This is a genomic window from Parabacteroides leei (assembly GCF_023369805.1).
Lineage (GTDB): Bacteria > Bacteroidota > Bacteroidia > Bacteroidales > Tannerellaceae > Parabacteroides > Parabacteroides leei.
In genome coordinates, this window is sequence record NZ_JAMBQG010000004.1 from 1 (window position 1) to 26,411 (window position 26,411).

Annotated in this window: 35 protein-coding genes, 2 tRNA genes and 2 pseudogenes; 16 read left to right on the forward strand and 23 right to left on the reverse strand. The window is 49.7% G+C overall.

Annotation, left to right across the window (positions count from 1 at the left end; translation table 11 throughout):
* Positions 1-986 (forward strand): transposase (locus M1P97_RS07555; protein ID WP_249388752.1); only part of this gene is annotated, 986 nt, incomplete at its 5' end.
* A gap of 71 nt (positions 987-1,057) precedes the next feature.
* Here the strand turns inward: M1P97_RS07555 and M1P97_RS07560 are convergent.
* Both M1P97_RS07560 and M1P97_RS07565 read right to left on the reverse strand, forming a co-directional pair.
* Positions 1,058-1,134, reverse strand: a tRNA-Asp gene (locus M1P97_RS07560).
* A 32-nt stretch (positions 1,135-1,166) separates the two neighbouring features.
* Positions 1,167-1,240 (reverse strand) — tRNA-Asp (locus M1P97_RS07565).
* A gap of 290 nt (positions 1,241-1,530) precedes the next feature.
* On the opposite strand from M1P97_RS07565, the gene hisH reads away from it, so the two are divergent.
* The 14 genes from hisH to M1P97_RS07635 all read left to right on the forward strand — a co-directional run bounded on the left by hisH (position 1,531) and on the right by M1P97_RS07635 (position 9,296).
* A complete protein-coding gene (gene hisH / locus M1P97_RS07570) occupies positions 1,531-2,121 on the forward strand; it encodes an imidazole glycerol phosphate synthase subunit HisH (RefSeq protein ID WP_195371889.1) in 591 nt (196 codons plus the stop codon).
* A 6-nt stretch (positions 2,122-2,127) separates the two neighbouring features.
* Entirely contained in the window at positions 2,128-2,847 is a 720-nt protein-coding gene (hisA, locus tag M1P97_RS07575; RefSeq protein ID WP_195371890.1) for a 1-(5-phosphoribosyl)-5-[(5-phosphoribosylamino)methylideneamino]imidazole-4-carboxamide isomerase, read from the forward strand.
* A gap of 20 nt (positions 2,848-2,867) precedes the next feature.
* Positions 2,868-3,623, forward strand: coding sequence for an imidazole glycerol phosphate synthase subunit HisF (gene hisF / locus M1P97_RS07580; RefSeq protein ID WP_249388753.1), 756 nt, complete (start codon positions 2,868-2,870; stop codon positions 3,621-3,623).
* Between the two features lie 13 nt (positions 3,624-3,636).
* The gene (gene hisIE / locus M1P97_RS07585) at positions 3,637-4,233 is read left to right on the forward strand and encodes a bifunctional phosphoribosyl-AMP cyclohydrolase/phosphoribosyl-ATP diphosphatase HisIE (protein WP_075556377.1); all 597 of its coding nucleotides are present in this window, start codon (positions 3,637-3,639) and stop codon (positions 4,231-4,233) included.
* 6 nt (positions 4,234-4,239) lie between these two features.
* A complete protein-coding gene (locus tag M1P97_RS07590; RefSeq protein ID WP_195371892.1) occupies positions 4,240-4,917 on the forward strand; it encodes a cell division ATP-binding protein FtsE in 678 nt (225 codons plus the stop codon).
* Positions 4,918-5,402: 485 nt separating this feature from the next.
* Positions 5,403-5,789: a hypothetical protein gene (locus M1P97_RS07595; protein WP_009126113.1), complete on the forward strand. Its 387-nt coding sequence runs from the start codon at positions 5,403-5,405 to the stop codon at positions 5,787-5,789.
* A gap of 161 nt (positions 5,790-5,950) precedes the next feature.
* Entirely contained in the window at positions 5,951-6,166 is a 216-nt protein-coding gene (locus tag M1P97_RS07600) for a hypothetical protein (RefSeq protein ID WP_004291535.1), read from the forward strand.
* 11 nt (positions 6,167-6,177) lie between these two features.
* Positions 6,178-6,399 carry a hypothetical protein gene (locus tag M1P97_RS07605; RefSeq protein ID WP_004291534.1) on the forward strand — a complete coding sequence of 74 codons (222 nt, stop codon included), beginning with the start codon at positions 6,178-6,180 and terminating at the stop codon, positions 6,397-6,399.
* A gap of 13 nt (positions 6,400-6,412) precedes the next feature.
* Positions 6,413-6,829 (forward strand): PcfK-like family protein, encoded by a 417-nt coding sequence (locus M1P97_RS07610; RefSeq protein ID WP_004291533.1) that lies wholly within the window; start codon positions 6,413-6,415, stop codon positions 6,827-6,829.
* Complete coding sequence (locus tag M1P97_RS07615) at positions 6,826-8,157, forward strand: PcfJ domain-containing protein (RefSeq protein WP_004291532.1); 1,332 nt, start codon at positions 6,826-6,828, stop codon at positions 8,155-8,157. The genes M1P97_RS07610 and M1P97_RS07615 overlap by 4 nt, the downstream gene beginning before the upstream one ends.
* Positions 8,158-8,181: 24 nt before the next feature.
* Positions 8,182-8,439 carry a hypothetical protein gene (locus M1P97_RS07620; RefSeq protein ID WP_004291531.1) on the forward strand — a complete coding sequence of 86 codons (258 nt, stop codon included), beginning with the start codon at positions 8,182-8,184 and terminating at the stop codon, positions 8,437-8,439.
* A 19-nt stretch (positions 8,440-8,458) separates the two neighbouring features.
* Complete coding sequence (locus tag M1P97_RS07625) at positions 8,459-8,692, forward strand: DUF3873 domain-containing protein (protein ID WP_004304291.1); 234 nt, start codon at positions 8,459-8,461, stop codon at positions 8,690-8,692.
* Positions 8,689-8,934 carry a DUF6956 domain-containing protein gene (locus tag M1P97_RS07630; protein WP_004291529.1) on the forward strand — a complete coding sequence of 82 codons (246 nt, stop codon included), beginning with the start codon at positions 8,689-8,691 and terminating at the stop codon, positions 8,932-8,934. Before M1P97_RS07625 ends, M1P97_RS07630 begins: the two co-directional genes overlap by 4 nt.
* Positions 8,935-8,987: 53 nt before the next feature.
* Positions 8,988-9,296 carry a hypothetical protein gene (locus M1P97_RS07635; RefSeq protein ID WP_004304290.1) on the forward strand — a complete coding sequence of 103 codons (309 nt, stop codon included), beginning with the start codon at positions 8,988-8,990 and terminating at the stop codon, positions 9,294-9,296.
* Positions 9,297-9,329: 33 nt separating this feature from the next.
* On the opposite strand, the gene M1P97_RS26360 is transcribed toward M1P97_RS07635, so the two are convergent.
* From M1P97_RS26360 to M1P97_RS07740, 21 genes and pseudogenes are all read right to left on the reverse strand, one after another.
* On the reverse strand, positions 9,330-9,719 hold the full coding sequence (locus M1P97_RS26360; RefSeq protein ID WP_004291527.1) for a hypothetical protein: 390 nt from the start codon (positions 9,717-9,719) through the stop codon (positions 9,330-9,332).
* A gap of 64 nt (positions 9,720-9,783) precedes the next feature.
* Positions 9,784-10,311 (reverse strand): glycoside hydrolase family protein, encoded by a 528-nt coding sequence (locus M1P97_RS07645; protein ID WP_004291526.1) that lies wholly within the window; start codon positions 10,309-10,311, stop codon positions 9,784-9,786.
* A complete protein-coding gene (locus M1P97_RS07650; protein ID WP_004291525.1) occupies positions 10,308-10,811 on the reverse strand; it encodes a DUF3872 domain-containing protein in 504 nt (167 codons plus the stop codon). The genes M1P97_RS07645 and M1P97_RS07650 overlap by 4 nt, the downstream gene beginning before the upstream one ends.
* Positions 10,808-11,710 (reverse strand): toprim domain-containing protein, encoded by a 903-nt coding sequence (locus M1P97_RS07655; RefSeq protein ID WP_004291524.1) that lies wholly within the window; start codon positions 11,708-11,710, stop codon positions 10,808-10,810. Before M1P97_RS07655 ends, M1P97_RS07650 begins: the two co-directional genes overlap by 4 nt.
* Before the next feature lie 7 nt (positions 11,711-11,717).
* Entirely contained in the window at positions 11,718-12,293 is a 576-nt protein-coding gene (locus M1P97_RS07660) for a conjugal transfer protein TraO (RefSeq protein WP_004291523.1), read from the reverse strand.
* Between the two features lie 2 nt (positions 12,294-12,295).
* Positions 12,296-13,282, reverse strand: a complete 987-nt coding sequence (traN, locus tag M1P97_RS07665; protein WP_004291522.1) for a conjugative transposon protein TraN — start codon at positions 13,280-13,282, stop codon at positions 12,296-12,298.
* A 34-nt stretch (positions 13,283-13,316) separates the two neighbouring features.
* A complete protein-coding gene (gene traM, locus M1P97_RS07670) occupies positions 13,317-14,669 on the reverse strand; it encodes a conjugative transposon protein TraM (protein ID WP_004291521.1) in 1,353 nt (450 codons plus the stop codon).
* A complete protein-coding gene (locus tag M1P97_RS07675) occupies positions 14,650-14,937 on the reverse strand; it encodes a TraL conjugative transposon family protein (RefSeq protein ID WP_018697145.1) in 288 nt (95 codons plus the stop codon). The genes traM and M1P97_RS07675 overlap by 20 nt, the downstream gene beginning before the upstream one ends.
* Before the next feature lie 27 nt (positions 14,938-14,964).
* On the reverse strand, positions 14,965-15,588 hold the full coding sequence (gene traK, locus M1P97_RS07680; RefSeq protein ID WP_004291519.1) for a conjugative transposon protein TraK: 624 nt from the start codon (positions 15,586-15,588) through the stop codon (positions 14,965-14,967).
* Between the two features lie 31 nt (positions 15,589-15,619).
* Positions 15,620-16,624, reverse strand: a complete 1,005-nt coding sequence (gene traJ / locus M1P97_RS07685) for a conjugative transposon protein TraJ (protein ID WP_004291518.1) — start codon at positions 16,622-16,624, stop codon at positions 15,620-15,622.
* A gap of 3 nt (positions 16,625-16,627) precedes the next feature.
* Positions 16,628-17,041: pseudogene (locus M1P97_RS07690) on the reverse strand (DUF4141 domain-containing protein); the annotation flags it as partial.
* Between the two features lie 115 nt (positions 17,042-17,156).
* The gene (locus tag M1P97_RS07695) at positions 17,157-18,962 is read right to left on the reverse strand and encodes a reverse transcriptase/maturase family protein (RefSeq protein WP_249388754.1); all 1,806 of its coding nucleotides are present in this window, start codon (positions 18,960-18,962) and stop codon (positions 17,157-17,159) included.
* Between the two features lie 565 nt (positions 18,963-19,527).
* Positions 19,528-19,740 (reverse strand): annotated as a pseudogene (locus M1P97_RS07700) (DUF4141 domain-containing protein); the annotation flags it as partial.
* Positions 19,741-19,763: 23 nt separating this feature from the next.
* Positions 19,764-20,144 carry a DUF3876 domain-containing protein gene (locus tag M1P97_RS07705; RefSeq protein ID WP_004291516.1) on the reverse strand — a complete coding sequence of 127 codons (381 nt, stop codon included), beginning with the start codon at positions 20,142-20,144 and terminating at the stop codon, positions 19,764-19,766.
* A gap of 40 nt (positions 20,145-20,184) precedes the next feature.
* Complete coding sequence (locus M1P97_RS07710) at positions 20,185-22,689, reverse strand: TraG family conjugative transposon ATPase (protein WP_004291515.1); 2,505 nt, start codon at positions 22,687-22,689, stop codon at positions 20,185-20,187.
* Positions 22,686-23,018: a DUF4133 domain-containing protein gene (locus tag M1P97_RS07715; RefSeq protein ID WP_004291514.1), complete on the reverse strand. Its 333-nt coding sequence runs from the start codon at positions 23,016-23,018 to the stop codon at positions 22,686-22,688. Before M1P97_RS07715 ends, M1P97_RS07710 begins: the two co-directional genes overlap by 4 nt.
* A gap of 10 nt (positions 23,019-23,028) precedes the next feature.
* Complete coding sequence (locus tag M1P97_RS07720) at positions 23,029-23,346, reverse strand: DUF4134 domain-containing protein (protein WP_002560983.1); 318 nt, start codon at positions 23,344-23,346, stop codon at positions 23,029-23,031.
* Between the two features lie 201 nt (positions 23,347-23,547).
* The gene (locus M1P97_RS07725) at positions 23,548-24,276 is read right to left on the reverse strand and encodes a hypothetical protein (RefSeq protein ID WP_004304280.1); all 729 of its coding nucleotides are present in this window, start codon (positions 24,274-24,276) and stop codon (positions 23,548-23,550) included.
* A gap of 16 nt (positions 24,277-24,292) precedes the next feature.
* The gene (locus tag M1P97_RS07730) at positions 24,293-24,646 is read right to left on the reverse strand and encodes a DUF3408 domain-containing protein (protein ID WP_004291505.1); all 354 of its coding nucleotides are present in this window, start codon (positions 24,644-24,646) and stop codon (positions 24,293-24,295) included.
* 2 nt (positions 24,647-24,648) lie between these two features.
* A complete protein-coding gene (locus M1P97_RS07735) occupies positions 24,649-25,089 on the reverse strand; it encodes a DUF3408 domain-containing protein (RefSeq protein WP_004291503.1) in 441 nt (146 codons plus the stop codon).
* Positions 25,090-25,091: 2 nt separating this feature from the next.
* Positions 25,092-26,018, reverse strand: coding sequence for a ParA family protein (locus tag M1P97_RS07740; protein WP_005783105.1), 927 nt, complete (start codon positions 26,016-26,018; stop codon positions 25,092-25,094).
* Between M1P97_RS07740 and M1P97_RS07745 the strand changes: the two genes are divergently transcribed.
* The gene (locus tag M1P97_RS07745) at positions 26,017-26,181 is read left to right on the forward strand and encodes a hypothetical protein (RefSeq protein WP_196029218.1); all 165 of its coding nucleotides are present in this window, start codon (positions 26,017-26,019) and stop codon (positions 26,179-26,181) included. The genes M1P97_RS07740 and M1P97_RS07745 overlap by 2 nt on opposite strands.
* Positions 26,182-26,411 lie beyond the last annotated feature (230 nt).

Sequence of the window (26,411 nt, forward strand, 5' to 3'; positions counted from 1 at the left end):
GGATGAATAAGGCAGATCAGAAACAAGTCCAAAAGCTACAGGAAGAATATCTGCCCCGCCTTGCCAAATATGAATCGCAATTAGAGAAATTAGAGGATCGTAATTCTTTCAGTAAGACGGATGAGGATGCAACCTTCATGCGCATGAAAGAGGATCATATGAAAAACGGGCAATTGAAACCCGCCTATAACGTACAGATTGCTACAGAAAATCAGTTTATTACAAACCTGGGGATTTATAGGCATGCCGGAGATACGGGAACTCTAATTCCTTTTTTGAATGATTTTCGAGAGACTTATCATAGGCAATCTTCTATCGTAGTGGCCGATGCCGGTTATGGAAGCGAACAAAACTACGAATTTATGGAGAATGCGGGTATAGAGGCTTTTGTCAAGTACAATTATTTCCACAAAGAGCAGAAGCGTGCCTGGAAGAAGGATGCTTTTGCCATACAGAACCTTTACTATAATCAGGAACAGGATTACTACGTATGCCCGATGGGACAACATATGGAATATACAGGCCAAAGGAAAAATAAATCCGATTTGGGATATGTATCCGTACTGAAGCGTTATCAGGCACAGAACTGTGAGGGTTGCCCGCTGAAATCTCAGTGCCATAAATCAAAGACTAACCGGATCATAGAAATTAACTATAACCTTAACAGGCATAAACAAAAAGCACGGGAAAAACTCATGAGTGAGGAAGGTATTTATCATCGGGGCAGACGATGTATAGAACCGGAAGCAGTCTTTGCACAGATAAAGCATAACTCGGCATGGAACCGGTTTAGATTAAGAGGATTGGAGAAGGTAAAAACAGAGTTTACCCTAGTTGCTATTGCACATAATCTAAGGAAACTGGCTAAAAAAGTCAGTTCTCTTTTGTTTTTTACTTATTTCTGTAGGATAACTTCTCGAAAAGAGATAATTGAGAAAAACAAAGATGGTTTTAATATAAAAATGGATAATAAAAGAGCGGCATAACAAAAAAAGAAGGCATTCTTTTCAGACACCTTCTTATTTATGAGTTTATGACATTGTGATGTCTTCTGTTTTGGCGGTCCGGACGGGACTCGAACCCGCGACCCCATGCGTGACAGGCATGTATTCTAACCAGCTGAACTACCGAACCAAAACAAATAAGGAAATAATAATTAAAAGAAGCGGTCCGGACGGGACTCGAACCCGCGACCCCATGCGTGACAGGCATGTATTCTAACCAGCTGAACTACCGAACCTCTTTTTATTATCAATCTCTCTCGATTGCGGTGCAAAGGTAAGTATTATTTTTAATCTTGCAATACTTCATGGGAAGAAAATGTGAGTTTTTTTTAATCATACCTGATATGCAGGAGATTAAGAATTGAATTTTTTTTGGCTGTTTTCAGAATGACCGGAGTTCTTCATAAGGCGATTTAAAACAGGTTTGTCACATTTACACTCTGTTTGGCAACTTTTCATTAATCAAAGGGGAATATGTTATGATAATTTGTTACTTTTGCAACTCAATATAAAAACGGAATAAAAAATGGACGTCGCCATTATTAAGTATAATGCCGGAAATATTTACTCAGTGAGCTATGCACTGAAACGATTGGGCGTAAGTCCTGTGATTACAGCCGATCCGGAATTATTGCATAAAGCGGATAAAGTGATCTTCCCGGGCGTAGGAGAAGCATTCACTACAATGGATTATCTGAAAGAGCATAAACTGGATGCTATTATCAAGGATCTGAAACAACCCGTACTGGGTATTTGTCTGGGTATGCAATTAATGTGTCGTCATTCTGAGGAAGGGGATGCAGACTGCCTGGGGATTTTCGATACGGAAGTGAAACGATTCATACCTCACCGTCATGAAGACAAGGTTCCTCACATGGGATGGAACACGATCACGGAGGTTAAAGGAGGTTTATTTACCGCACAATTGGAGAACAAATTTGTTTACTTCGTACATAGTTATTATGTACCGGTTAATGAGTATACGACTGCAACCACTAATTATATTCTTCCGTTCAGCGCTTCGTTGCATAAGGATAACTTCTATGCGACGCAGTTTCATCCGGAAAAGAGTGGTTCTGTCGGTGAAGTGATTCTGAAGAATTTTCTAAAATTATAAAGATATATGATCGAGCTTATTCCAGCTATAGATTTGATTGACGGCAAATGTGTACGTCTTACGCAAGGCGATTACGACACGAAGAAAGTGTATAACGAAGATCCGCTTGAAGTAGCGAAGATGTTCGAAGCACATGGTATCCGCCGCCTGCATGTGGTTGACCTGGATGGAGCACGTCAGGGACGGATCATAAACTATCGTGTGCTGGAGAAACTGGCTACGCGTACTTCGCTGATAATTGATTTCGGAGGCGGACTGAAACAGGAAGATGACCTGGAGATTGCTTTCGAAAGCGGGGCACAGATGGTGACAGGTGGCAGTATTGCCGTAAAGAATCCGGAGGTATTCACATCGTGGATAACCAAGTTCGGAAGTGAAAAGATTATATTGGGTGCTGATGCGAAGGATAAAAAAATAGCGATCAGCGGATGGGAAGAAACAACTAAAGAGGAACTGATACCTTTTATCGGAGGGTATTGCGACAAAGGCATCACCAAAGTGATCTGTACGGATATCAGCCGGGATGGAATGTTGCAGGGACCGGCTATCGATTTGTATAAGGAAATACGGGATGCACTACCTTTTATATATATCATAGCCAGTGGCGGAGTCAGTTCTATTGAAGATATAGAAAAATTGGCTGAGGCGGGAATACCGGCGGTAATTTTCGGCAAGGCTATATACGAAGGAAAGATCGATTTGAAGGATCTGCTTCGTTTTACCTGATAATTAAGGGAGATCAAAGTATGTTGGCGAAGAGAATAGTACCCTGTCTGGATATTAAGGATGGAAAAACAGTAAAAGGAATTAATTTTGTGAACTTTCGTGATGCGGGAGATCCTGTTGAACTGGGGGCACAATACAGCCGGGAGGGAGCCGATGAGCTTGTCTACCTGGATATAACCGCTTCACACGAAGGACGTAAGACATTTACCGAATTGGTGAAGAAAGTGGCCGCAAATATCAGTATTCCGTTTACGGTAGGTGGCGGTATTAATGAATTGAAAGATGTGGACCGCCTGTTGAGTGCCGGAGCCGATAAGGTTTCGATCAACTCGGCAGCATTACGCAATCCCTCGTTGATCGAAGAGATTGCGAAGAATTTCGGAAGCCAGGTCTGTGTGGTGGCTATCGATGCCAATCAAGAGAACGGCGACTGGATTTGTTACCTGAACGGGGGGCGTATCCCGACGGAGAAGCACCTGTACGAATGGGCTACAGAAGCGGAAAATAGGGGAGCCGGAGAAATCCTGTTCACCAGTATGACACACGACGGCGTGAAAGACGGATATGCCAACGACGCATTATCGGTATTGGCCGATAAGCTGCATATTCCGGTCATAGCCTCCGGGGGAGCCGGAAAGATGAAAGACTTTCGTGATACATTTGCAGAAGGGAAAGCGGATGCCGCCTTGGCTGCCAGCGTATTTCATTTCGGTGAGATAGCTATATCCGATTTAAAACAATACCTTCATGCGGAAGGTATCAATGTAAGAATATAATCATTAGAATAAGATGAAATTAGATTTTGAAAAAATGGGCGGACTTATCCCGGCAATCGTTCAGGATAACAATACCAACAAAGTATTGATGCTGGGCTTTATGAATGAAGAAGCCTATGAGGAAACAAAGGAAACCGGTAAGGTTACTTTTTTCAGCCGTACAAAGAACCGTTTGTGGATGAAAGGTGAAACCAGCGGCAACACCCTGCAGGTGGTCAGTATGATGGTAGATTGCGATAACGATACCATCCTTATCAAAGCGAATCCGGCCGGTCCGGTTTGTCATACGGGTGCCGATACCTGTTTTGGCGAAAAGAATATAGAGGATATCATGTTCCTGAAATATCTGCAGGACTTTATCGAACAGCGCCGTCAGGAAATGCCGGAAGGCTCTTACACTACTTCCCTGTTTTTGAAAGGGGTGAACCGTATGGCTCAGAAAGTAGGCGAAGAAGCTGTAGAAACAGTGATCGAAGCAACAAACGGAACAGAAGATGGCTTTATCTATGAAGCATCCGACCTGGTCTACCACCTGATCGTATTACTTACAAGCAAAGGCCTCCGTCTGGAAGACCTGGCACGTGAATTAAAGAAAAGACATAAAGCATAAATTACTATGGAAGATACAATTCTGCTCAGACTGGAAGATGTAGAGATCTGCCGCGATGAAAATGTCATACTGCATAATGCCTCTTTTACGCTTCGTAACGGAGAGTTTGTCTATGTCATCGGAAAAGTGGGTTCCGGGAAGAGCAGTCTGTTGAAATCTTTGTATTGCGAGATCCCGATCGGCCAGGGAGAAGCCTGGCTGATGGATTACAACCTCTGTAAGATGAAGCGGAAAGATATACCTTATCTTCGGCGGAAACTGGGGATTGTTTTTCAGGATTTCCAACTGCTTACCGACCGCTCGGTGATCAAAAACCTGGAGTTCGTCCTGCGGGCTACCGGATGGAAGAAGAAGAGCGAGATAAAAGAGCGTATCGACGATGTGCTCCATCAGGTCGGCATGCATAATAAAGGATACAAAATGCCGCACGAATTGTCGGGTGGCGAACAACAGCGTATCGTCATAGCAAGAGCACTCCTGAATGATCCGAAACTGATACTGGCGGACGAACCGACCGGTAATCTCGACCCGGAAACAAGCGGCCAGATCGTACAGCTTCTGCATGACATTTGCCAGAAAGGTACGGCGGTGGTAATGACCACACATAACTATACACTGGTACATAATTATCCGGCCCGTATAGTTAAATGTGAGAATGCCCGTCTGAGTGATGTGGGAGAATGATTTTTTATGTAACTTTGCAAACTGAAGTTACGAAAAGAGTGTAATTTATTGGAAATGAGCGTAGGTTAATTGCTCTTGATAGTAATAGGTTACGATTTAGTTAGTTATCTACTGCATTATCCTTCTGCGCGTTGCGTAACCTTCAAAGAACTCTTCGTATGCAAAAGTAGCTATTTAATTCGAGATTTTGATATAAACTCCCGTTTTTTATCCCCTCATTCATAAGAATTTTCCGTAAAAGCGGTATTGTCCGTCGGCACACCATTGCCCAAAACGAGTTTGGAACAAACGTGTGCCGACTACCGCATAGCTGGAGAAAAGGGCATTGCCTCACGCCTAAACGATGTTTAGACAGATGAAGCAATGCCCCTTTCTTTTGCGCCTATGCCAAGAGGTGCTTTTACGGGTTTTCAAATGATTTTTCTTTTTTCGCTGTCTCTTTTGCCGGAAGCGGAAAGTGAATGCAGAGTGTGTCAGCCTGCCCCATGAATGAAACAGGCGCCCACACACAGCCGGACAAACCGGGAAGAATGATTGTTGCCACCCGGCTGAACAAGTTCCGTCGGATCGGAAACAATCATACTTCCTTTGTTGTGGTTTGCCCTTTTCACGCTTCCGGTGATGTCTTTTTCCTTTTGGTGATTCTTTTTTTTACGGATTTTCCCCTGAAGTTTTTTTCTACACAATCTGCCTCTGTTTTCGTTTACCTCCATTTTGCGCCTTTCAGTAAGCCGCATCAGTCAGTCATTTTCGTTCTGGGCGCAAAGGTAATTCCGGGATTGGACGGGAAAGCAAGGTCAAGCCTCCTGTTTTCGGTAAAAATCTCCAGCCCTGCGGGTAGTATTTTGACCGAAAAACCTTGCATTCCCTAATCCCTACCTTTTCAAGCACCCGAAACGAAAACGACCGATGCGACAGAAAGACGCATAAAAAAAATGTCGGATAAACGAGAGGCAGATAAGATAGTTTGAAACTCAACTCCCTCAGCTCTTGAATCCGCATTAAAAACAAAAAAATCAAAAACAGCGAAGATATGACGGCAACGGCAAATTTCAGACAAATGGCGCAACACATCGGGTTGGCGATATGCGGCTTGATGATGCGCACCGCCTTCGGGGTGTTCGGCATCCTTTGGGGCATCATCAGAGAGATTGTAAACGGAGTGTTCCGAGTGGCGATAGGTGTAATCGTGGCTATCCTTTCCACCATTGCCTTCTTTGGCTTCATCCTTTGGTTATTCACCCTTTAACCCTTACCGACATGGCAAAAAGAAACAGCAAGACGGCAGCGCAGCAGTGCAGATATTACGAGGTGGACAACATCTTCGTGTATATGGTGGAAACGTACATCAACGGCAATTTTGAAACTTTCCGAAGATTGTACCACGAACTGAACAAGGACGCACGGAGGGATTTCATGGACTTCCTTCTCAGCGAGGTAGAGCCGACCTATTGGAGAGAGATACTGAAACAGATAATCTAAAAATGACAGCGATATGAAAGGAACAGACCATTTCAAGAGAACGATATATATGTACTTGGAACAGCGTGCGGAGGAAGATGCGCTATTTGCAAAGAAGTACCGCAACCCTGCCAAGAACATGGACGAGTGCGTGACCCACATTCTGAACTATGTGCAGAAAAGCGGTTGCAACGGTTTCACGGACGGAGAGATATTCGGGCAAGCCATCCACTACTATGAGGAAAACGAGATAGAGGTGGGCAAACCGATGGACTGCCAAGTGGTTGTGAACCACGTTGTGAAACTCACGGCAGAGGAAAAGGCGGAGGCACGTCAGAACGCTGTCCGCAAATACCAAGAGGAGGAACTCCGCAAGTTGCAGAACCGCCACAGACCGTCAGCGAGAAAAGAAAACCAACCCCAACCCTCATTATTTGATTTAGGCTTATGAAACCGAAGACCAAGATACAGAAAGAGGTGGCAAGACTTTCCGCCAACCTTCGCCCCATATCAGCGACACAAATAGATTGGGCATACCGCCACTGCGTTGAGCATATCGGCTACCGCACCAAGAAAGGGAACATCACCTGTTCCGACTGCGGTCACGAGTGGCACAGCGACAGCGGACTATGCGACACCCTTGAAGGCTGCACCTGCCCCAAATGCCATGCCGAACTCAAAGTGCAGGACACACGCAGACGCATCTACAAGGAAACGCAGAATTTCAGCGTGATAACCACCTGCAAAGGGTATCAGGTAATCCGCGTGGCGCAGGTCAGATGCGAGAGCAGGAAAGGCGAACCGATGCGTTTCTACTGCCACGAGGTCGTGCAGCGTTGGATTTCACCCGACGGCAAGGTTACGGACATGGCGTTGCTCCGTGGCTTCCTTTTCTGCTATTGCGATGTGTGGGCATTAGGCAGCGATATGGAGGTAAGACCGCACAACAGCCTATACGATGATGTGGTGGCAAGAAGCTGTGCATATCCAAAGATGAGGATATTGCCCCAACTCAGACGTAACGGCTTCAAGGGCGATTTCCACGGCATCTCCCCCGTGCGTCTTTTCAAAGCCTTGCTTTCAGACCCAAGAATTGAAACCCTTATGAAAGGCGGTGAGATTGAGGTCATGAAACACTTTCTTTTCAATACCCGTACTGCCGATGAATGTTGGGCATCATATCTGATTGCCAAGCGTCACAAGTATCAGATAGACAACCTCTCAATGTGGTGCGACTATCTGCGTATGCTCAAAAAACTCGGTCAAGACCTCCGTAACCCGAAGAACATCTGTCCCGAAGATTTCATGGCGGCACACGACAACGCAACCCGAAAAATTGAAGCCATACACGAGAAGGAAAGAGCCGCAGAGCAACGCCGTTGGGAGATTGAAAGGCGTGAGCGTGAGCAACAGCGACAACTCCAACGAAAGAAAGATGCGGAGGATTTCATCGCCAACAAATCCAAATTCTTCGGCTTGGTAATCACGGACGAGGAAATAATCGTCAAGGTGCTTGAAAGCATAGACGAGTATTACAACGAGGGCAAGACGCAGGGCATCTGCGTGTTTGGCAGTGGATACTACAAGAAAGCCGACACCCTCATACTATCGGCAAGGATTGGCGATGAGATTATTGAAACCGTAGAGGTGGACTTGCGAACCCTCGAAGTGGTGCAGTGCCACGGCAAGCACAACCAGGACACCGAATATCACGAGCGCATCATAGACCTTGTGAACAAGAACGCCAACCTTATCCGTGAGCGGATGAAAGCGGCATAGCATAACCCCTAAAACAACATTGATATGGAAGTAAGAATTGAAAGTATGATTTGTGTGTGGGATGATGCAATCCCCACGATGTTCCTTGAATTTGTGAACCTCCTCACTCTCACAACGAGTGAGGGGGAATTGAGAAAGAGCGTAAAGGAGTTTGCCGAGAAGCACGAACTTGACAAGTTTTTCCTTTACGGCTTCGGCTCACACCATTTCTACCTGCACCAACGCTACACAAGCAACCCCGAAATGGTGATGAAGAACAGAGTTCTGTCAGTACATTTTTAACCATCTAAAAAGCAACATTATGACAACACGAATGACCATCAACGGAGTAAGCACCTGCGCGGAAGCAGGTACGGAGAAATACGAGCGTTTCCAATCGGGTATCGGAAGACGCAGGCGGACACTTGTGCAGTACGACTACCGCCACCCCATAGACAGAGAATTGTTCTCTTGTGTCAAACCCACGTTGGACGAGTGCCGAGCCGCACGGGACAAGTGGCTGAACGCAAAGAAGGGAAAGGAGGACAGACTATGAACACGACCTATCAAACGCTGATAGTCAAGTTCAGCGAACCTATCACGGCATTGGACGGTATCTTTGACGATACCGGAGCGTGGGGAACGGACACCCTCAAGGGGTGGATAGATGATTACGAAAGCACACGTTTCACCGCCACCGACAGCCATACGGCAGTCATCACGAGCGAGTACAATATGGAATGTGTGAAAGAGTGGCTACAACGGCAGACCCCCATTTCCGAAATGCGAGAATTTTGAACGGGATGGCGGTGTCCGCACCGCCAATACTTAAAACCCTAAAAACAAAAGATATGATAGCCAAGACGATATTACAGCAGATAGGCGGAAAACGCTTCACCGCCATGACAGGTAGCCGTGATTTCATAGATATGGGCAACGGCTTACGGATGAGCCTTGCAAGGAACAAAACAAGTGCCAACCGCCTTGACATCATCTATGACGAAGGGGCAGACCTCTACAATATGCGCTTCTACCGCAGGACGTTCAGCAAAAAGACCTTTGAGTGCAAGACAAAGGACATTGCCGTACACGAGGGTATCTATTTTGATATGCTGGAGGAAATGTTCACGATGGTGACGGGACTTTACACACGCTTTTGAGTGGCGGGGCGGCGAGAGCCGCCCTACTTTCTTTCAGTGAGCATGATGGCGGACAAAGAAAGTAGCAAAGAAACCTTTGTCCAATCTGCGATAACTAAAAAATCCGCAAGTAAAACTTGCGGAGGCTATATATTGGGTCGTTATTTTTTGGTGGAGGGGAATGATAATCTCGAACCGTTGAACTACACATTTCTGCTTCGTCTCCATTTCCCCCAACGATTTGATACGTTCAATCATTTTTGTTGTTCCTTTCTGAATTTTCCTAAATACTTTCTTCATAATTTCGCTATACTTTTTATGGTTAATAACTATGTTTTGTATTGCTCTCACAACACTTACAACTTGAAGTGTTATTTGGAAACCGATAGGCAAAAATGGCTCAACGATGTCAATTAACGAGAAAATCCTACGATAATCTATCAAGTGATAGAGCAAAAGACGTGCCAAGTTAAATATGGCACGTCTTTTGCCAGTTTTGTCAGTCCTTTTATGGGATATACAACAGCGCAAACTCCGCCTTTCTCCGTTTGAGCAGCATGGCGTGGCGTTTTCCTTTGTAGTTGCAGAAGGCTATATACTCACGGTAGATGTTCCTGTCACCAGCTTCCAGCTTCTTGATTAAGGTGCTTTTGGGGATTGTTTTGCTGCCTAACAGCTTCGCCGGTCCCACATTGTAAGCTAACGTGCCAAGCAAAATCGAATCAACCCCGAATTTACGGAACATGGCGACAAATTTGCGCAGGTCTTTCCGCAAAAGTTCATCCGCATCCCGTTTTGTCATGGTTCGTGCCGAATACTTCTCGTTTGGCAAAAGTTTGTGACCCCAACCGACGTATGGGTAGTGTTTTTCTGAGTGCCAGCCTTCAAAGTAGCGGCAGCATAAAAAAGCACGTTCCATAAGCGGCAGTCGGTAGATTGCCGCCTGCCCGTCCGTTCCCTCTTGGCGGCTGATCTGCGCGGACACAGAACAGACCGTCAGAAGTGAACAGAGCATTGTCATGAATACACGCATCATTTCAACAAGGGGCTGAAGTTGCCGATGGGAACGATGGTAAGATCGTCGTCCTTTACATTCCTGTTGTTGAAGTCAAATTCCAGTTCGTAGGAGTTGCTAAAGTTATCCTCCACCACCACGATGAAATTATGCGCCTCATCACCCGCCGCCGTGTAGTACAGGCGGAATTTTTCGTTCTCCAGCAGGTAGCGGTCGTTAGGCAGGAAGGTGATGCCGTTATCCATTTTGAGCGAGCCTTCCCCCTCGAACTGGAAATAGCGGATGGTATAGAGCGTACCCGAAAAGTCGCCCTCCTTTTTCAGTTCACAGCGGATTTCCACTGTCTGCCCCTTTACTACCTTGTTCGGCACGGGCATGACCTCCACCGTGAAGGGATAGGACTGCTGGATGTCCATGTCATCGTCACATGACACGAGGGTGAATGACATGGCGGCTATCAGGCATAACGCCACTGCCTTGAATATTGATGTTCTCTTGTTTCTGTTGTTCAGTATGTTCATTGTTCTTCGATTTTTAGATGGTTGTTTTTCTGTTTTTTCGTTGTCAGTTGCAGGTACTCGTTCAAGTCCTTGCAACCGTCATAGAGGGAGGAACGGTCGGTGACACGTTCCCCGTATCGCATGGTAAGTGCGGCAAGCGTCCGCCGTCCGGCTTCGTCACGGTCGAGGAAGCAGCCGATGCGCCCGTATCCGTCCAGCAATCCCGCCGCCTTCTCCACGTTGGCGACTGAGTTCAGCACAAGACAGTCAGCGTTACCGGTTACACCAAGCGTCACGGCAGAGAGAAAGTCCATGAAGCCCTCGAACACGAGGCACTCGTCAGCCGGGATGTCATTCGCCTTTACCAGTGATACAGACTTCGGAGGTATGCAACCCTTGAAATATCGGCTTCTGACTTCATAGCCACCTGCCATGTTCGGAAAGCCAACGGCAAAATACCGTTTCCCACGCACACCGTAGTTCAAGCGGCAGCAGTGACGGGATGCGATGGCGTAAGGGATGCCCCGTTCCTCTAAATACTCCGTCAGCAGTGAGCGGAGCAGCGGAGCGACCTCCACATCCTCAAAAACGGATTCGGTCGGCTTCGAGAGATAGACGGGCTTTTCCCATCCGGCAACCGTCATATTGGCGGCTTCCGCTATGAACTTCGCTTGCTTCATGAAGTCATCGCTTTGCAGAAACTCCCCGGCAAGCGTGAAGATGTCGCCGCCCTTGCCCAAACCGAAGTCGTACCAGAGCTGTTTCGCCACGTTCACACGGAAAGAGGATGTGCGCTCGCCCCTGTACGGGGCAAGATACCACAGCTCGTTACCGCTCCTTCTGACAGGCTCATGCCCCAGCCGTGCGAGAAAATCCGCAAGCGGCATCCTTCTGACAGCATCTATTTCCGTCCTTTCCATGCCCGTGTCAGTTGATGATGAACTTGATACCGACCCCGAACTGCGTGTGGAACTTCCGTGTGTCGCCACCCCAAAGGCAACGCTCCCGCAGGTTGGCAAGCAGGGCGATACGGTCTGCCACGTAACACTCCACATCGAGCGTCAGCGCACCGCCGTAGATGAAGGCGTCCCGGTCGTGCAGCGTGGAGCCGTCATGCAGCACCTTCTTCCCCCAATTTACCGCCTCATATCCGGCGAGAGCCGAAGCCCCGGCATAGACGAAAACAATCTTTCGGGCGTCCGACAGTATCTTGAAGTAATAGCCGCCCTCCGCCGTGAACTGCGCCACGGGTATCTTGGTGTCCTTGTAGGGATTGTTCTTCAACAGGTATTCGCCACCGAACACCCACTTGTTCCCCTTCTTCGTGTAGGTGGAGAGAGCCGCCCCGAAGCTGTACCCGCCGTCCTTGCCGCCGAGATTGAAGCCGTCCGCCATGTCCGCCCTCACCTCGATGCCCTGCATCTTCGGCAGACACCGCTGGGCGTGCGCCTGCCCTGTAAAAAGGGCAAGCGACGCGATGATTATTGCGATGTACTTTCTCATGGTCAGCGTACTTGAAGTTCGTTGATGGTACCCGCGCGTACCAAATCCTCGTTCTCAATCACGAAGGACTGGTGACGGCCGCCGTTCTTCTCGTTCAATTCCACCACGAGGCACTTGTCATCGGGGATGGTGAACTTCGCCATCGTGAAGACCGTGCGCTCGCTCTTTTTGCCCGGCACGAGGGTGGCGTAGTTCTGCGCGCGGAGCGGCAGAATAATCTGCTCCTGCACGGCAGTACGCTTCGCAACCTTCTTGTCCACGATTTTCCAAGTGATGTAGTCCACATCGAAAGGCACGTTGCTCTGGTTCTTTATCTCCGTGTGGAAATAAAGCAAGCCGTTGTGCGTGTAGATGCCTTTCAACAGGTATTGGATGCCGAAACGCTTGCAGCCGATATGCTTCACCTCGCGCTTGTTCTGTTTGTGGATGGACTTCATGATAAGGCGCACCAGCATCGGGCTTTCGCTGCCCAGCTCTTTCAGATAGATTTCCTGCGCGTTGTTCGGGCGGTTCACCGTGCTGCCGTCATGGATGAAGTCGCACATCTCCACGTTGAGCAACAGCGGTTCGGCGGCGTACTTCACGTTGAAGGTGTAGAAACTGCCGTCCTCCGTGATGACGGACATATTCGTTTCGTTGGGAAAATTCCTTACGGTAGCCTTCACACGGATGATGTTCTCCGCTCCGTCGGCTTTCCCGGCAATCAGGTCGGGCGAGCCTAAATCGACATAGCGCACCTCCGCCGGAAAAATGACGTGGACGGTCTTGTCGTAGGTCACTTCCAGACCGTGCGGCGGTATCATGCGGTCGAAGGTCAGCTTGCGTGACAGCCCGTGATATAGGTCGCCGTCCGCCTCCTTCTGCGGATAGACCTCCTTCGTCAAGGTCGGTTGTTCACTTCCGTTGGTCGTTTCAACGGTTACATTCTCCTGCGCGTTGGCAGTTATGATGCCCATAGCGAGGGCAAACATGATGATTACTTTTCTCATTACTTTTGGATTTTAGTGGTAATTTTTATTGTTTTCAATATTTTTCTTGGTAAAGCATGACCCTGTACCCGGCTTTCAGATGCACCTTGACGGTTCGCATCTTTTTGGCGATGTACTGGCTCGTGCCTTGTATCAGCCCCTTGCCCAAGTCGGAGGCGAGCTGCGCCCCGGCATTGGTGGAGATGTTGATGCTGCTTCCCAGCGAGCCGCCCATGTTGGCGGCGACCTCCCGGACGGCGTTCATCTCCATCGAGTTCGGGATGAAGATGCCGGGCTGTCCGTCCGTGTCATAGACCGCAAGCTCCACGGGGATAATCGTGCCGTCGTATTCCAGCGAGGTAATCTCGATGTCGAGCCGCTCACCCTGTATCTTGCCCGTGCCGACCACCACCGCACCCCGGGGTATTGTCCTGCCTGCCACCGCCATAGGCTCCAGCAGGCGCAGCCTTACCGTCTGCCCGTCCGTCACGCTCTGCGCCCCATGCACGCACGCCGGTATGGTGTTCCTGTCCAATACCTCCGCCGTGCCGACAGCCGTGTTGAAACCCCGGTTGCGTTCCTGCGATAAGGCGGCGACAAACTCCGCGTTACTCATAGGCTGTGAGAGTGAAGAAACTACTTGATGCTCCACCTGTCTGATAGGCATTGCCTTGTTCTTCTTCCCTTTCTGCACGGTAGTTGGCTCTGCCCTCTGTTCCGCCGATGGCTGTCCTCCGTTCTGACCGCCCATGTACTTTGCCGCCAGCTCGTAGGACTTCTCCATAAGAGCCACCTGCTCGTCCATAGAGGAAGCCTTGCCCCTCTCGCTTTCCAGTTCCGACTCCAGCGATGCGATGCGCTCCAACAATTCGTCCATCTCCGCATTGTCGTTTTTCGGCTGGTCGTAGAAGTTTCCGAGCGTGGCGTTCAGGTCACGGTAGGCGGCTGCGGAGGACTGGATGGTCTGCGGCGTGGCTGGCTTTGCCCTTTCTTCCTTGCCGCCCGGATTGGCGAGGTCGAAGTCCACTCCGTTCTCCGTTCCCGCTATCTCGCGGTCGAACATGTCGCCCAGCTGCCCGATGGCACGGTTGCGGCTCTCCTGACGCTCTTCCATCTCCCCATGCTCGTAGGCTTTCAGCTTGTCGCCGATAATCTGCCGGTTCGCCTTGTCAGCGTCGGGCATCTCGGTGTTGTATCCGTCCGTTCCCGGCGGTTGCTCCTTGCCGGAGGACGGGGCGAATATCAGCCACATCGCCCCGATGAACACCAACACCATAGCGGGCAGCACGATCATCTTCTGCCGTTTCAGCCGTTGCGCCTCTGTCAGCGGTTCGCGCTCCTTTTTCGGTTTCCCCGTTTCGGGAGCAGCTTTGTTCTCTTTCGTCGGTTCATTCTTTGTCTGTTCCATATAAATAAGGTGTTAAGTGATTGCCTGTTTCCGCCGGGGTCGGCAGTTCCACCCGTCCGGCGTGTCCCGTTTCCATATGTGAGCCGTCGTTCCTGCCGATGTCATAGACGGCTCTGCCGAAGGTGTAAAGGGCAAGCACCGCGAAGGCGGCGAACATCCCCAGCACGATGCGGCGGCGTGTTTCCGGCGGCAAGCCGTCCAGATACCCTTTGAGACTTGCCGCCAAGCGTTTCCGTTTGTCGTGGAGTTTCCAATACATGCCCCACATTGATTTTCTGATACTTTTCATGTCCTGTTACCGTTTGATAGTCTGTAAATCCTTGTTCTCAATGATGGTGAAACCCTCGATGGTAAAACCGTTCGGGTTGTCATCCGACCGCGATGCGTTCAGCAGGCGGCAGGTGGTCACGAGGCTGCGCTCGGTGACGTTGCTCTGCCGGATGATTTTCTGTGTGGCGTAGGTCACGGCACGGTAGGGATAGGCGTTGAAGTCGCACACCACGCTGTCCACCTTCAGCACTTGGTTGATGTTCCCGGCGATGATGCGGTTGTAGTACCCCTTCTCCGCGAAGTCCGAATAATAGTGGTACACGCTCTTGTCCGCCAGCAGCAAGGCACGTTTCACGTTGTGTTCAATCGCGCTTTTTTCAGGTGATAGCGTGAAGAACATCTCGTGGAAACGGCGCACATGTTCCCGTGCCTCCGCCGGGCGGTTCTGCGACAAATCCTGAGACAAGGCGAGCATCAGGCTCTTGCCGTTGTCCAGCACATAGATTTTCTCCCGTTGCTTCTCTGCGAAACGGTAGGAGTTCCACACGCTCCACACCGTCACCACGGCGCACAGCGAGAGGAAGACGATACCGAACAGGCGTATCTGCCTGAACGACGATTCGATGTTTCTAAGTGATTTGAATTCCATTTATATTTTCCAATTTATGATTGCACATTGATTATTTCAGCAATTTGCCGACACGTCCGACTGCGTTTCCTGCGGCTGCACCCGCCACGCTGCCCGCCATGCTTCCGGCTCGTCCCGCCATCTGGTTCACGTTGCGACCGTAACCGCCCATGCCTCCGGCTTGGATAATCCAGCCCGCAACGGTGGGAATGGTAAAGTAGCCGATGATGCCGATGCAGAGGAATACGATATACACCCCGTCGCTCGAATCCAGCGAGAAGTTCGGGTCTGCCTGCATCCGCTCGATGTCGTTTTGCAGCATCAGAACCTGTATCTTCGCCAGTATGGTGCTGAACATGTCCGATACCGGTAGCCACAGATAGACCTGTATATAGCGGCATATCCACTGCGTGAGCGTGTTTTGGAAACCGTCCCATACCGACAGGGCGAAGGCTATCGGACCGAGAATCGCCAGCACCACGAGAAAGAAGGTGCGGACGGTGTCTATCACGAGGGCGGCGGCTTGGAACAGCAGTTCGAGTATCTCGCGGAAGAAGTCGCGGATGCTCTTCTTCATGTTGTACATTCCCCGGTCGATATACATTCCCGCCATCGTCACCATGTCGGAGGGCGACCAGCCGAGTTCCTCCAGTTGCTTGTCAAATTCCTCGTTGGACACGAGGTAGGCGGTTTCGGGGTTGCGTACCATCGCCTCGTATTCCAGTTTGTCCTTCTGCTCCCGGTATCGGTTCATGTCCAGCGTTTCCGCCTCCAGCATCTTTGCCGTGCCCTGTACGACGGGTGAGAGGATGCTGTTTATCGTGCCCAGCACCACAGTCGGGAAGAACATGATGCACAGACCGATGGCAAAAGGACGGAGCATCGGGAATACGTCTATCGGTTCAGCTCTCGCCAGCGACTGCCATACCCGGTAGGCGACGTAGAACAGCGCACCCAGCCCGGCGATGCCTTTCGCCACACCAGCCATGTCCCCACACAGCGGCATCATCTGCTCATAAAGTGAACGTAAAATCTGATGAAGGTTGTCGAACTTCATAGGCTACCAGTATCTTTCGTTCATGTTCCCGTACAGCCCCATGATGCGGTCGAGGTCGTTCTTCTTTTTCGCACGCAGGTAACTCACGGAGATGTTCTTGTTCGTGTAGTAGCTCACGAGGTTGCGGTAACGCTTCATCTTCGAGTGGCAGCGTTCCACCACGTCCATGCGCTCCTTGTCGGTCATGGAGAGCGTGGTGATGTTCACCACGTTCCTGAGTTCCGTCAACACTTCGTTGCTTTCCTCCAGCAGTTTCGTGTAGCCGAAAGCGATTGCGGAAAGCTCTTCGGGTCTGAAATTCCCGTCACGGAGCATCCGTTGGAAACTGTTCACATAGATGTCTGTGATGTCGCCCACCATCAGGATGGTCTGCTGCACCTTGCGGGCGTCCTTGACCAGATTGTTCACCGATTTGAGGGGTAGGCTAAGCATCCAACGCCCTGCCGTATTACTACGGTGGGTTTTCGGAAGCTCGCCCCCAAACCGGACGTACACGTCTCCGCGTATCCGGCTTTCTACTAATAATATCAATCTATTCATTGTTACTGAGTTTTTTGTAACACTTACCACATATGGCAATAGTCTTTCGTTTGCGAGCCATCATTTGTTTTTCGCAGGTAGTTTTCCCTTGAAGATTTTTTAATTTTCTCACATGGTGCATCACTAACTTATCGACTGCTCCACATAATTCACATTTTTCCGCTTTCAGCCTATCTATAAGACTTGTGTTTGTAGGATGATATGTGAATTTGGGCAAGTTGTCTAAATCCTTAATGTTCATTGGATTTTTCTTTTTGAACCCACCATGATAAAAGGTCAAGTCTTTGGCAGTACCGTTCTTTAAATAGTATCTAACTGAAAAAAGTCCATTCTTGGTGTACTTTTTTCGGATTTGCGACATCGTTGTCCGATATTTCTGCGCAAATGTTTTGTACATACTATATTTCATGATATACCCAAGTTTTGACAGACTACTACAATTATTAGCCAAACAATAGTAATTGTAAATGCCCTTTATTTCCTTGTTGTACCTGTCAAGTATCTCAAAGTCATTGTTGTTTGAAAGTTTGGGACGGGATTTTGCTTTCCAATACTCCTTGCCGTTGTGTATCTTTATTTCTAAAACACGATATTCGAGCAACTTTTTCTTAAACGTATCCTTTCCAAGTGCCAATTGTATCCTCTTATTGAAGACACGTCTTAGTACTCCGTATTTGCTTCTTTTGGTGTCATTGGATTTCCTTACAAAAATCTCATATCCGAGAAATTTTGCAGCGTTTTCAGCATGGGTGATAAGTGTTTTCTCATCAGACAGTGTAAGAGCTAACTTTTCATAGAGGAAGTTCTTTATGTCCTCTTTGATGATGATAGCATCTTGTTTACTGCCAATAATTCCAATTAGAAAATCATCCGCATATCTCACATATTTGAGTTTTCTGTAGTTCATATCCATTTCGTCACCATCAGAATACTGCAAACCTTCTTTTTGATAAGCCTTATATTGTCTTATCAATTCTGACCTTTCACTTTTGTCTTTTACCACTTTCAACTTTTTCAGAATACGGTGTCGTTTGCCTTCAAGTGATACTACCTGTTTAGTTCTTTTCCGTTCTTTCCCCTTATCAAATTTTCCAGTGTATTCCTTCATGAATTTATCCAACTTATCAAGGTATATGTTTGCCAAGATAGGGCTGACAATTCCGCCTTGCGGTGTTCCGCTGTAGGAGTTATGAAAGTTCCAGTCTTCGATATATCCTGCATTCAGAAGTTTTCTAATCAAGCGAATAAATCTTTCGTCAGCGATACGTTCTTTCAGAATACCTATCAGTATCTCATGATTGATATTGTCGAAAAATCCCTTAATATCACCTTCTACGAACCATTTCACGCCCGAAAATGTCTTCTGAATATCAGACAAGGCAGTGTGGCAGCTTCTTAGAGGTCGGAAGCCATGTGACGTTTTTTCAAACTGTCTTTCATAGATGGCTTCCAATATCATTCTGACCACTTCCTGCAATAATTTATCATTAAAAGCTGGTACACCTAATGGACGCATTTTCCCATTTTTCTTTGGGATATACATCCGTTTTGAGGGTTGGGGCTGATAACTCTCATCTTTCAACGATGTTATCAGTTGTTCAATTCGGTTCAGGCTCATTTGGTCAATGGTTTTCCCATCTGCACCTGCTGTCATATTGCCCGGTTTCGCATATATGCGTTGGTAGGCAACGTAATACATTTCCTCATTGAAAAAGATACGGTACAAGCGTTCAAACTTGTAATTCAAATTTTCACTGTGTTCCGTTAGACTGTTTAATACATACTCTGGACTTCTCATAATGTCTCTCACATTTTCCGTTATTTGCATTAAAATTATTAGCTGCTTCCCTTCGCCATGTACAGGGCTTTCCCCTGCTCAGACTACTACGGAAGCTCCGTTGCCTTGTCGGATTTTCATAGGTCTGTACCTAATAGCCTTGCGGCGTTCCGATTTAGGCAATCCCCGTTTACGATATAATAACATGGCTATGATAGATTGTCGGATATGACTTCCGCCCGTTACCGCTTACTGCGGTTGTGCCGTAATTTGTTCCTGCCTCTACTACACGACGCTCGCAACAGAGGTATTACGGTATAGCGAGTTAAGTTATCTTTCACTATAAAACATACTGGGTTCACTTGGACTATCATTCAATCAGTTTGGATTTTATCCTCGTATCTATCTGTTTCATCTCACCATTCAGTTGCAATTTGATAACTAATTGACTTATGGCTTTCCAGCGTGCTATACTCCCTGCCGTCCTTTCGTGGGCAGATAAGCTGGTGATGATAGGTAAATATTGGAACACTTACCTAATAGCTTGCCAATGCTACATTTATTATATCGCCTATACGGGCGCACCATCGTAATACTTCTTGCCCTGCTGATAGATTTTCACCGTCTCCTGAAAGTTGCTCACCATGTTCGTGGCGGTCTTGGAGGTATGGATGATGTTTTTGGAGGCATTGATGATGCCCTGCGCTAGATTGCCCGGATCGCTTACGACCCACTGTGCGCTTGCCCTGCCCGCGAAAAGCAGGCACAGGCAGATAATCATTGTTATTCTTGTTCTCATGTTACTTTGGATTTTAGTGGTTGTTATTCTTCGGTCGGATGTCCCGGCTGCGGCTTCACCCGCACATAGTCCCCGTTTGGCGAGAAAGTCAGCACATCCGTGGCCTCGTTGTAGGACACGTCGATGCGGAAGCCGGTGTTCATGAACAGGTTGCCGTTCTCCTCCTGCAAGAGATAGGTTTCCGGCTTGAGCTTGCGGCGCAGACCGCTACGACGGAACACCGTCACTTTGTAGGCTTCGCCCTCCTTGTAGATAAGCACGTCAGGTTTTCCCTCCACGCTCTCCCAGTTCCCGCACAGCATGTCGCGGCGGTTGTCGGCCACGTCGCAGGATTGCAGCATCATGACCGCCAATCCGATAAGGCACTTGCTGACTTGCAGCATTTTCACTTTTGGTAAATTCATACGCGTTTTTCTTTTTTGGTTGATACATTCTGTTTTTTAGTTATTCCTTGTTTCTCCGCCTTTCGGCAAGCTGCCGGATGGCGGCTTCGATGTCGTCGCCCAGCTTCTCCGCCAGACGGTAAACCTCCACTTTTTCCGTTTCCTCGGTGGTGTACGCCAGATACTCTTCCGCGCTGACCTCCGTGGCATAGACCGCCGACTGCGTGCCGCCCAAGCCTATCCACACCTCCTTGTAGAGCCGTGAAGGGTTGTTCGCCATGTTGATGGAGAGTATCTGCGACTTCTCCTTTTCCGTCAGTCCGAGCAACGCCTGTATCTGGTCGAACTTGTTCATATATTTCCTTTGGTCAAGCAGGATTTTACAATCCGAGTTGTTGATAATGCTCTCTTTGACCACCGGAGAACTGATAATGTCGTCCACCTCCTGCGTCACCACGATTGCCTCGCCGTAATATTTTCTGACCGTCTTATACATATAGCGCAGATATTCAGCCATGTTCGCCGATGAGAGGGCCTTCCAAGCCTCTTCCACGATAAGCTGTTTCCGCACGCCTTTCAGCCGCCGCATCTTGTTGATGAAGGCTTCCATGATGATGATGGTCACGACGGGGAACAGTTCGCGGTTTTCTTTAATCGAATCTATCTCGAAGACGATGAACCGCTTGCCGAGCAGGTCGATGTTCTCCGTGGAGTTGAGCAGGAAATCGTAACGCCCGCCCCGGTAATACTGCCGCATGGTGGTGAGCATGTTGTCGATGTTGAAGTCGGACTTCTCCACCTTGATGTCACGCTGTGCCAGTTCCTTGCGGTAGTCGTCACGCATATACTCGTAGAAGGTGTTGAACGACGGCACGATGCTACGGTCGGATTGGATGCGCTCAATATAGGCACTCACGGCACTGCCCAGCTCGCCGCTCTCCGTCTTTGTCACCTTGTCGTCCTCCGACTTCCAGAGCGTCAGCAACAGGGTCTTGATGCTGTCCTTCTTCTCCACGTCGAAGATGTAATCGTCGGTGTAGAACGGGTTGAAGCTGATGGGCTTATCTTCCGTGTAGGTGAAATACACACCGTCCGCTCCGCCTGTCTTGCGTCGGATCATGCCGCACAAGCCCTGATAGGAGTTTCCCGTGTCCACCAATACCACATGTGCGCCTTGCTCATAATATTGGCGCACGAGGTGGTTCATGAAGAAAGACTTGCCGCTGCCCGAAGGACCCAGCACGAACTTGTTGCGGTTGGTCGTGATACCTCGCTTCATGGGCAGGTCGGAGATGTCAAGGTGCAGCGGTTTTCCCGTGAGCCTGTCCACCATCTTGATGCCGAAGGGCGAGAGCGAGCTGCGGTAGTTGGTTTCCTCTGTGAACAGGCACACCGCCTGTTCGATGAAGGTGTGGAAACTCTCTTCCGCCGGGAAGTCCGCCGCATTGCCGGGTATCGCCGCCCAGTAGAGTGTCGGGCAGTCGATGGTGTTGTGGCGCGGCACGCATTCCATGCTTGCCAACTGGCTGCCCACGTCGTTCTTGATATGCTTCAGTTCCTCCGCATCGTCGCTCCACGCCATGACGTTGAAGTGTGCCCGTACCGAGGTCAGTCCGTAGGAATGGGCTTCGTTCAGGTATTGGTCTATCCACTCGCGGTTGATGCTGTTGCTCCTTGAATAGCGAGATAGCGACTGCATGTTACGGGCGGACTTCTCGAACTTCTGCAAGGTTTCCTCACTGTTGTCTATCAGCACATACTGGTTGTAGATATGGTTGCAGGAGAGCAGAAGCCCCACCGGGGAGGCGAATGACAGTCGGCAGTCACTCCGGTCGGTGGAGAGCTTCTCGTAACGGGTGTCGGTAGCCACCTTGCCCGGCAGGTCTTCCGCGTCGGAGAGGGTGTGCAGACACAGGCGGTTGTCGCCGATGCGCATCTCCCTTGCCGAAAGCTCGATGTCCTGCAAGGTGGTGTCACCTTCCGGCATGAGCGAGAAGTAGCGTTCAATAAGTCCCGTCTTTCCCTCAGTACCCACAATCTCATCGGTGGAGAGGCGGCGCAGCCTGACAAGCCCGCTGTCGTTCATGATGCGCTCGAACTGTTCGCAGGCTTCCAAGAACTTGGTCGTGGTTTCCCTGTCCAGCTCCTTCGGGATGATATGTCCCCGGCACAGCGTGCTGAAATTGCTCTGCATCCGGTTACGCTCCTTTGTTGTCTTGGTCAGGTAGAGGTAGCAGGTGTGTTTCAGGTACGGACGCTCGTTGAAGTGACGCTCGAAAGAGCGGCTTAAAAAGCTCATGTCGTCCTTCTGAAGCTCCGGTTTGTAGCGTTCCTTGATGAACCAGTCCTGTTTGTGGACGACGGAGTAGTCCGGCAGCACCTTGATAGCCTTGCACCAGCAACTGTGTATCGCCTCGTACTCCGCACCCGTCACGGTGTAAAGTTCCGGTAGTTCCACCTCGAAAGCCACCGTGATGTCGGCGTCCTTTGAGATGATGCAGCCATGCTCCACCGCTAAAAGTGGGAACCTGTTTTCCAGTGTTGTCATTTTCGATGTATTCCTCATTGTCTTTCTTCCTTTCGTTGTCGTTTGAACAGACGGGTTATCCGCCGCCGGTTGATAAGGTATCGGGGATGGCTCCGTGCCGCTCCTAATTTCATCAGCCCGTGTTCACCGTACCGGGCGTTCAGCGCGAAGGTCTGCCATACAAGGAGGGAGGACGATGCCGCGCCGAAGCCGATACATATCCACTGGTCGATACCGACCATGTAGAGGATGACGAACAGGACGAAGAGAGCCAGCAGACCTCCGCAGAAGATGAAGAGGTACTGTGCCTTCAAGCCCTTGAACTCTACCGGACGGCCGATACCCTTGTTGATTGGGTATTCAGCCATACATTATTTATTAAAGGAAGAATGAGCGCAGGATGGTGGCGGCAACAATCAGGAAGATGCACGCGCCGAACCACGAGGCGGCTGTCTTGCTGGTGTCGGGGTCGCCCGATGAAAACTTGCCGTACACTTTTACGCCCCCGATAAGCCCGACGACTGCACCGATGGCGTATATCAGTTTAGTTCCGGGGTCGAAATAAGAACTCACCATAGAGGTGGCTTCGTTGATGCCCGCGATGCCGTTTCCCTGCGCGAAAGCGGAGGCGGTTGCGGCGATGACAAGTGCCGCGGAGAGGATTGCTTTTCTGTTTTTCAAGATGTTCTTGTTCATAAACTGTTCTTGTTTTTTGCCGTCAAAAGGGTGGATGGTCCTTTGTCGGGCGGTTGATACTTTGTTTCTTTACTTTGGTTTTAGTGGATGCCCGTTTGTTTCCACGGACGTGGGCGTGTCCGTTGCGGATGGGGATGCGCCTTGCGTTTCCTCGCCGCGTGGGTTGATGTCATTCTTTCATGTTCATTTCTTTTATTGTTGTCATACATAGTTGCGAATGTCGAACTCCTCGATGTTGTCCGGCACGACGAACTCCTTTTCAGATTTCTTCAGCCGAATCTCGATAAGCCCCTTGATGCGGATGCCTATCTCCGAAGAGCCTTCCATCATTTTCTCGTACAACTCCGTGCCCTCCATGTCGGTGAACACCTTAGCCGCCTTTTCACGTTCCGCCTGTGTCGCGTCCGGGTTTTTGGCGGTCTTGCAGGCGTCGTCAATCTCGTCAAAGCTGCTGCCCGAAGCCCGTGGCGTGTCCGAGGCGTCCTCTTCCGGTTCGTCGTCCCCGTATCCCAGTTCCTCCGGCGGTATGCTCGTGAAGGTCTCATCGAGTTTTTCCTCCGGGACTTGTGCCGGGCGGGATGCGTTTCCCGTTTTTCCGTCGTCAAAAGTAGCCTCTTCCTCCGACAGCTCAATGCCTTTTTCAATAGTGGCGGCTTCTTGCGTCGGTATGGCAGCGGTTGTCCGGGTGGATGCCATCCTGAAACGGCTCTTGCCGATGATGTCCGCCTTTTCCGCAGGGACTTCCTCGTGTGCCGCTATGCGTTTAGCCTCATTCCCGTCCAGTGACCGCCATAATCCGACAATGCCCTTGAAGAAGCGGACAATCCGCGTGTCCATGATGCGCTCGTAAAGGAGCAGGAACAGGAACCAGAGGTTGCAGCCGACCGATACCGCCAGCAGAATGTCTGTCATGCTGATTGTGTAATTCATATCCTTCCGTTTTTGGTTAGAATACTGAATTGTAATTTCGGGCATAAAGGCTCTTTATCGCATCTTCGCACTGGTTGAAGTGGTGCGTCAGCACATGGTCGATGTAAGCGGACAGCGTAAGCCGGTCATGCCCGATTACACGGGTGATACGCATGATACGCTCGTGGTACTCCGGGCGCACATACGCCATCTTCCCCTCACGTGCCTTTACTTCCGGGTCGCGGATGAACAGGCGTTCATAGTCCTTCTCACTGCATTTGCCGCTTACCGGGACAGGCGACAGTATTTCCACACTCGCCTGCACTTGGGTAAACATACCTCCGCAGTCTTGCTGTGGTCTTTTTTCATTCGGTGTCATTTCTTTTTCCATTTTCAAATCAGATCTTCACGTTGTTTCTTGTACAGTTCGTTGATTCTCTCCTTGTGCTGTTCCAGATGCTGGCGCAGCACGGTATCCACATATCCGCCTACTGAGATTTCCCCTCCGGCGATGTCGTTCACGATTCTGAGGATCTTGCCGTGGACGTCACGGCTGATATAGACACATTGGCGGGTCTTTATCTCGTTGCGGCGCAGGAATAGCTCGTTGTAGTCCTCGTCCTGCCTTTTCCGGCGTCCACTTTCCCTCTGCGCTTTTTCCCGTGTTACGGGTTGCACAGGAGATGGTTCCGGTGCGGCGGTGTCCTCTTCGGTCGGTGCAGCTGCGGGTACTTCCTGTGCGGGGCGCAGTGTCCCGTCCTGTGTGCGCCGCCCGATGGAGGCTAACAGCAGTTCCTCGTCGATGCCTTCCGTGTTCACTTTCCTGCTGCCCATGCTCACTGCGGTCTGATGATGTCGCTTATCTCTTCGGAAAACTCCCGGATGCCACTCCCTTTCAGCAGTGCCGTGTCCATCGGGAAGATGGTGGAGCGGAAAACGCTCTTGCGCTCTTCCGAAAGGTCACGGCGGAACTTCTTGCTGTCGGGCAAGCGGGTGGAAAGTACCGGAAAGCCCATTTCGGCTATCACTTCCTCGTAGATGCCGTACAAGTCGTTCCTCTCCCTGCCGTCCACCATCGTCCAGAACAGATGCAGCCCCTTTGTTTTCGCCTGTCCGGTAGTCATCAGCCTGTCGCGGAACATCGTGACGAATTTCAGGGTACTCTCCACGACAAAGCGGTCGGCACTCAGCGGAGTGAAAATGTAGTCCATCTGCGAGAGCGTCTTTATCACGCCGTTGCTTCGGAGTGTGCCGGGCATGTCGAAGAACACCACGTCGGGTTTCACGTCCTCAGTGGCAATCATCCTCTCGGCATCGTCGAGGGCGTTCACCGCATTGCTTTTGACGATGGTGTAGGCGTTCTTTTTGATCCGGCGGAAATGGTCGCAAGCGAGAGCCTTGAAGTAGGTGCTGCTGTCGATAAGCCCCATTTCGTGTTCGCGCAGCCCGTGGATGCTGTGCTGCGGGTCGTCGCAGTCCACGACGGCGACATTGTAGCCTTTCACGTTGTGCAGGTAGCTGGCGGCAAGTGCCGTGACAGTGGATTTGCCGATGCCACCTTTCTGTGTTGCGAATGCAACGAAGATTTCCTTACTCATAGTTCCATTTATTTTAATTGTTGATGATTTGTTTTTCTGTTTCCATACGGATTTGGCTGTCGCACCATCCGCTTCCGTGACTACACACGCAGGCGGGTCGTCGCGTATCCGGTTCTGTGGTGAAGCGGTGCGTCGGACAAATGGTGATTGACGACATTGCGTCATGAAGTCATTGAATCCATACGTCACCGAATTGTCGGAGAACCGGGTTTCCGACGGTTCGGGTATCCGTTTCGGCAAGTATCCGAAGAAGCGGATTTCCGGGTATTTGAATGTTCCGTTTATCATATCTTCAAATCGTTCGTTTCTTGAATCATGCTGCAAATAAACAAGTATATTTTGGAACCTGTATCACTTCTCCGGCAAGTGGCGGCACGTTGCGCCGGTTGGCAGTCATTGACCGGGTCAAGCATCTGTCCGATACCGCTTTAAGGGCGTAACTTTGCACCCGGACAGCAGGGTTCGCCGATGACGCGCGGCCCGGAGTCCTGAAAGGTATTTTCCCAATCCGTCCCCTGACGGATTTTTATGTTCACCTGAACATAGCAAGATGTCTTT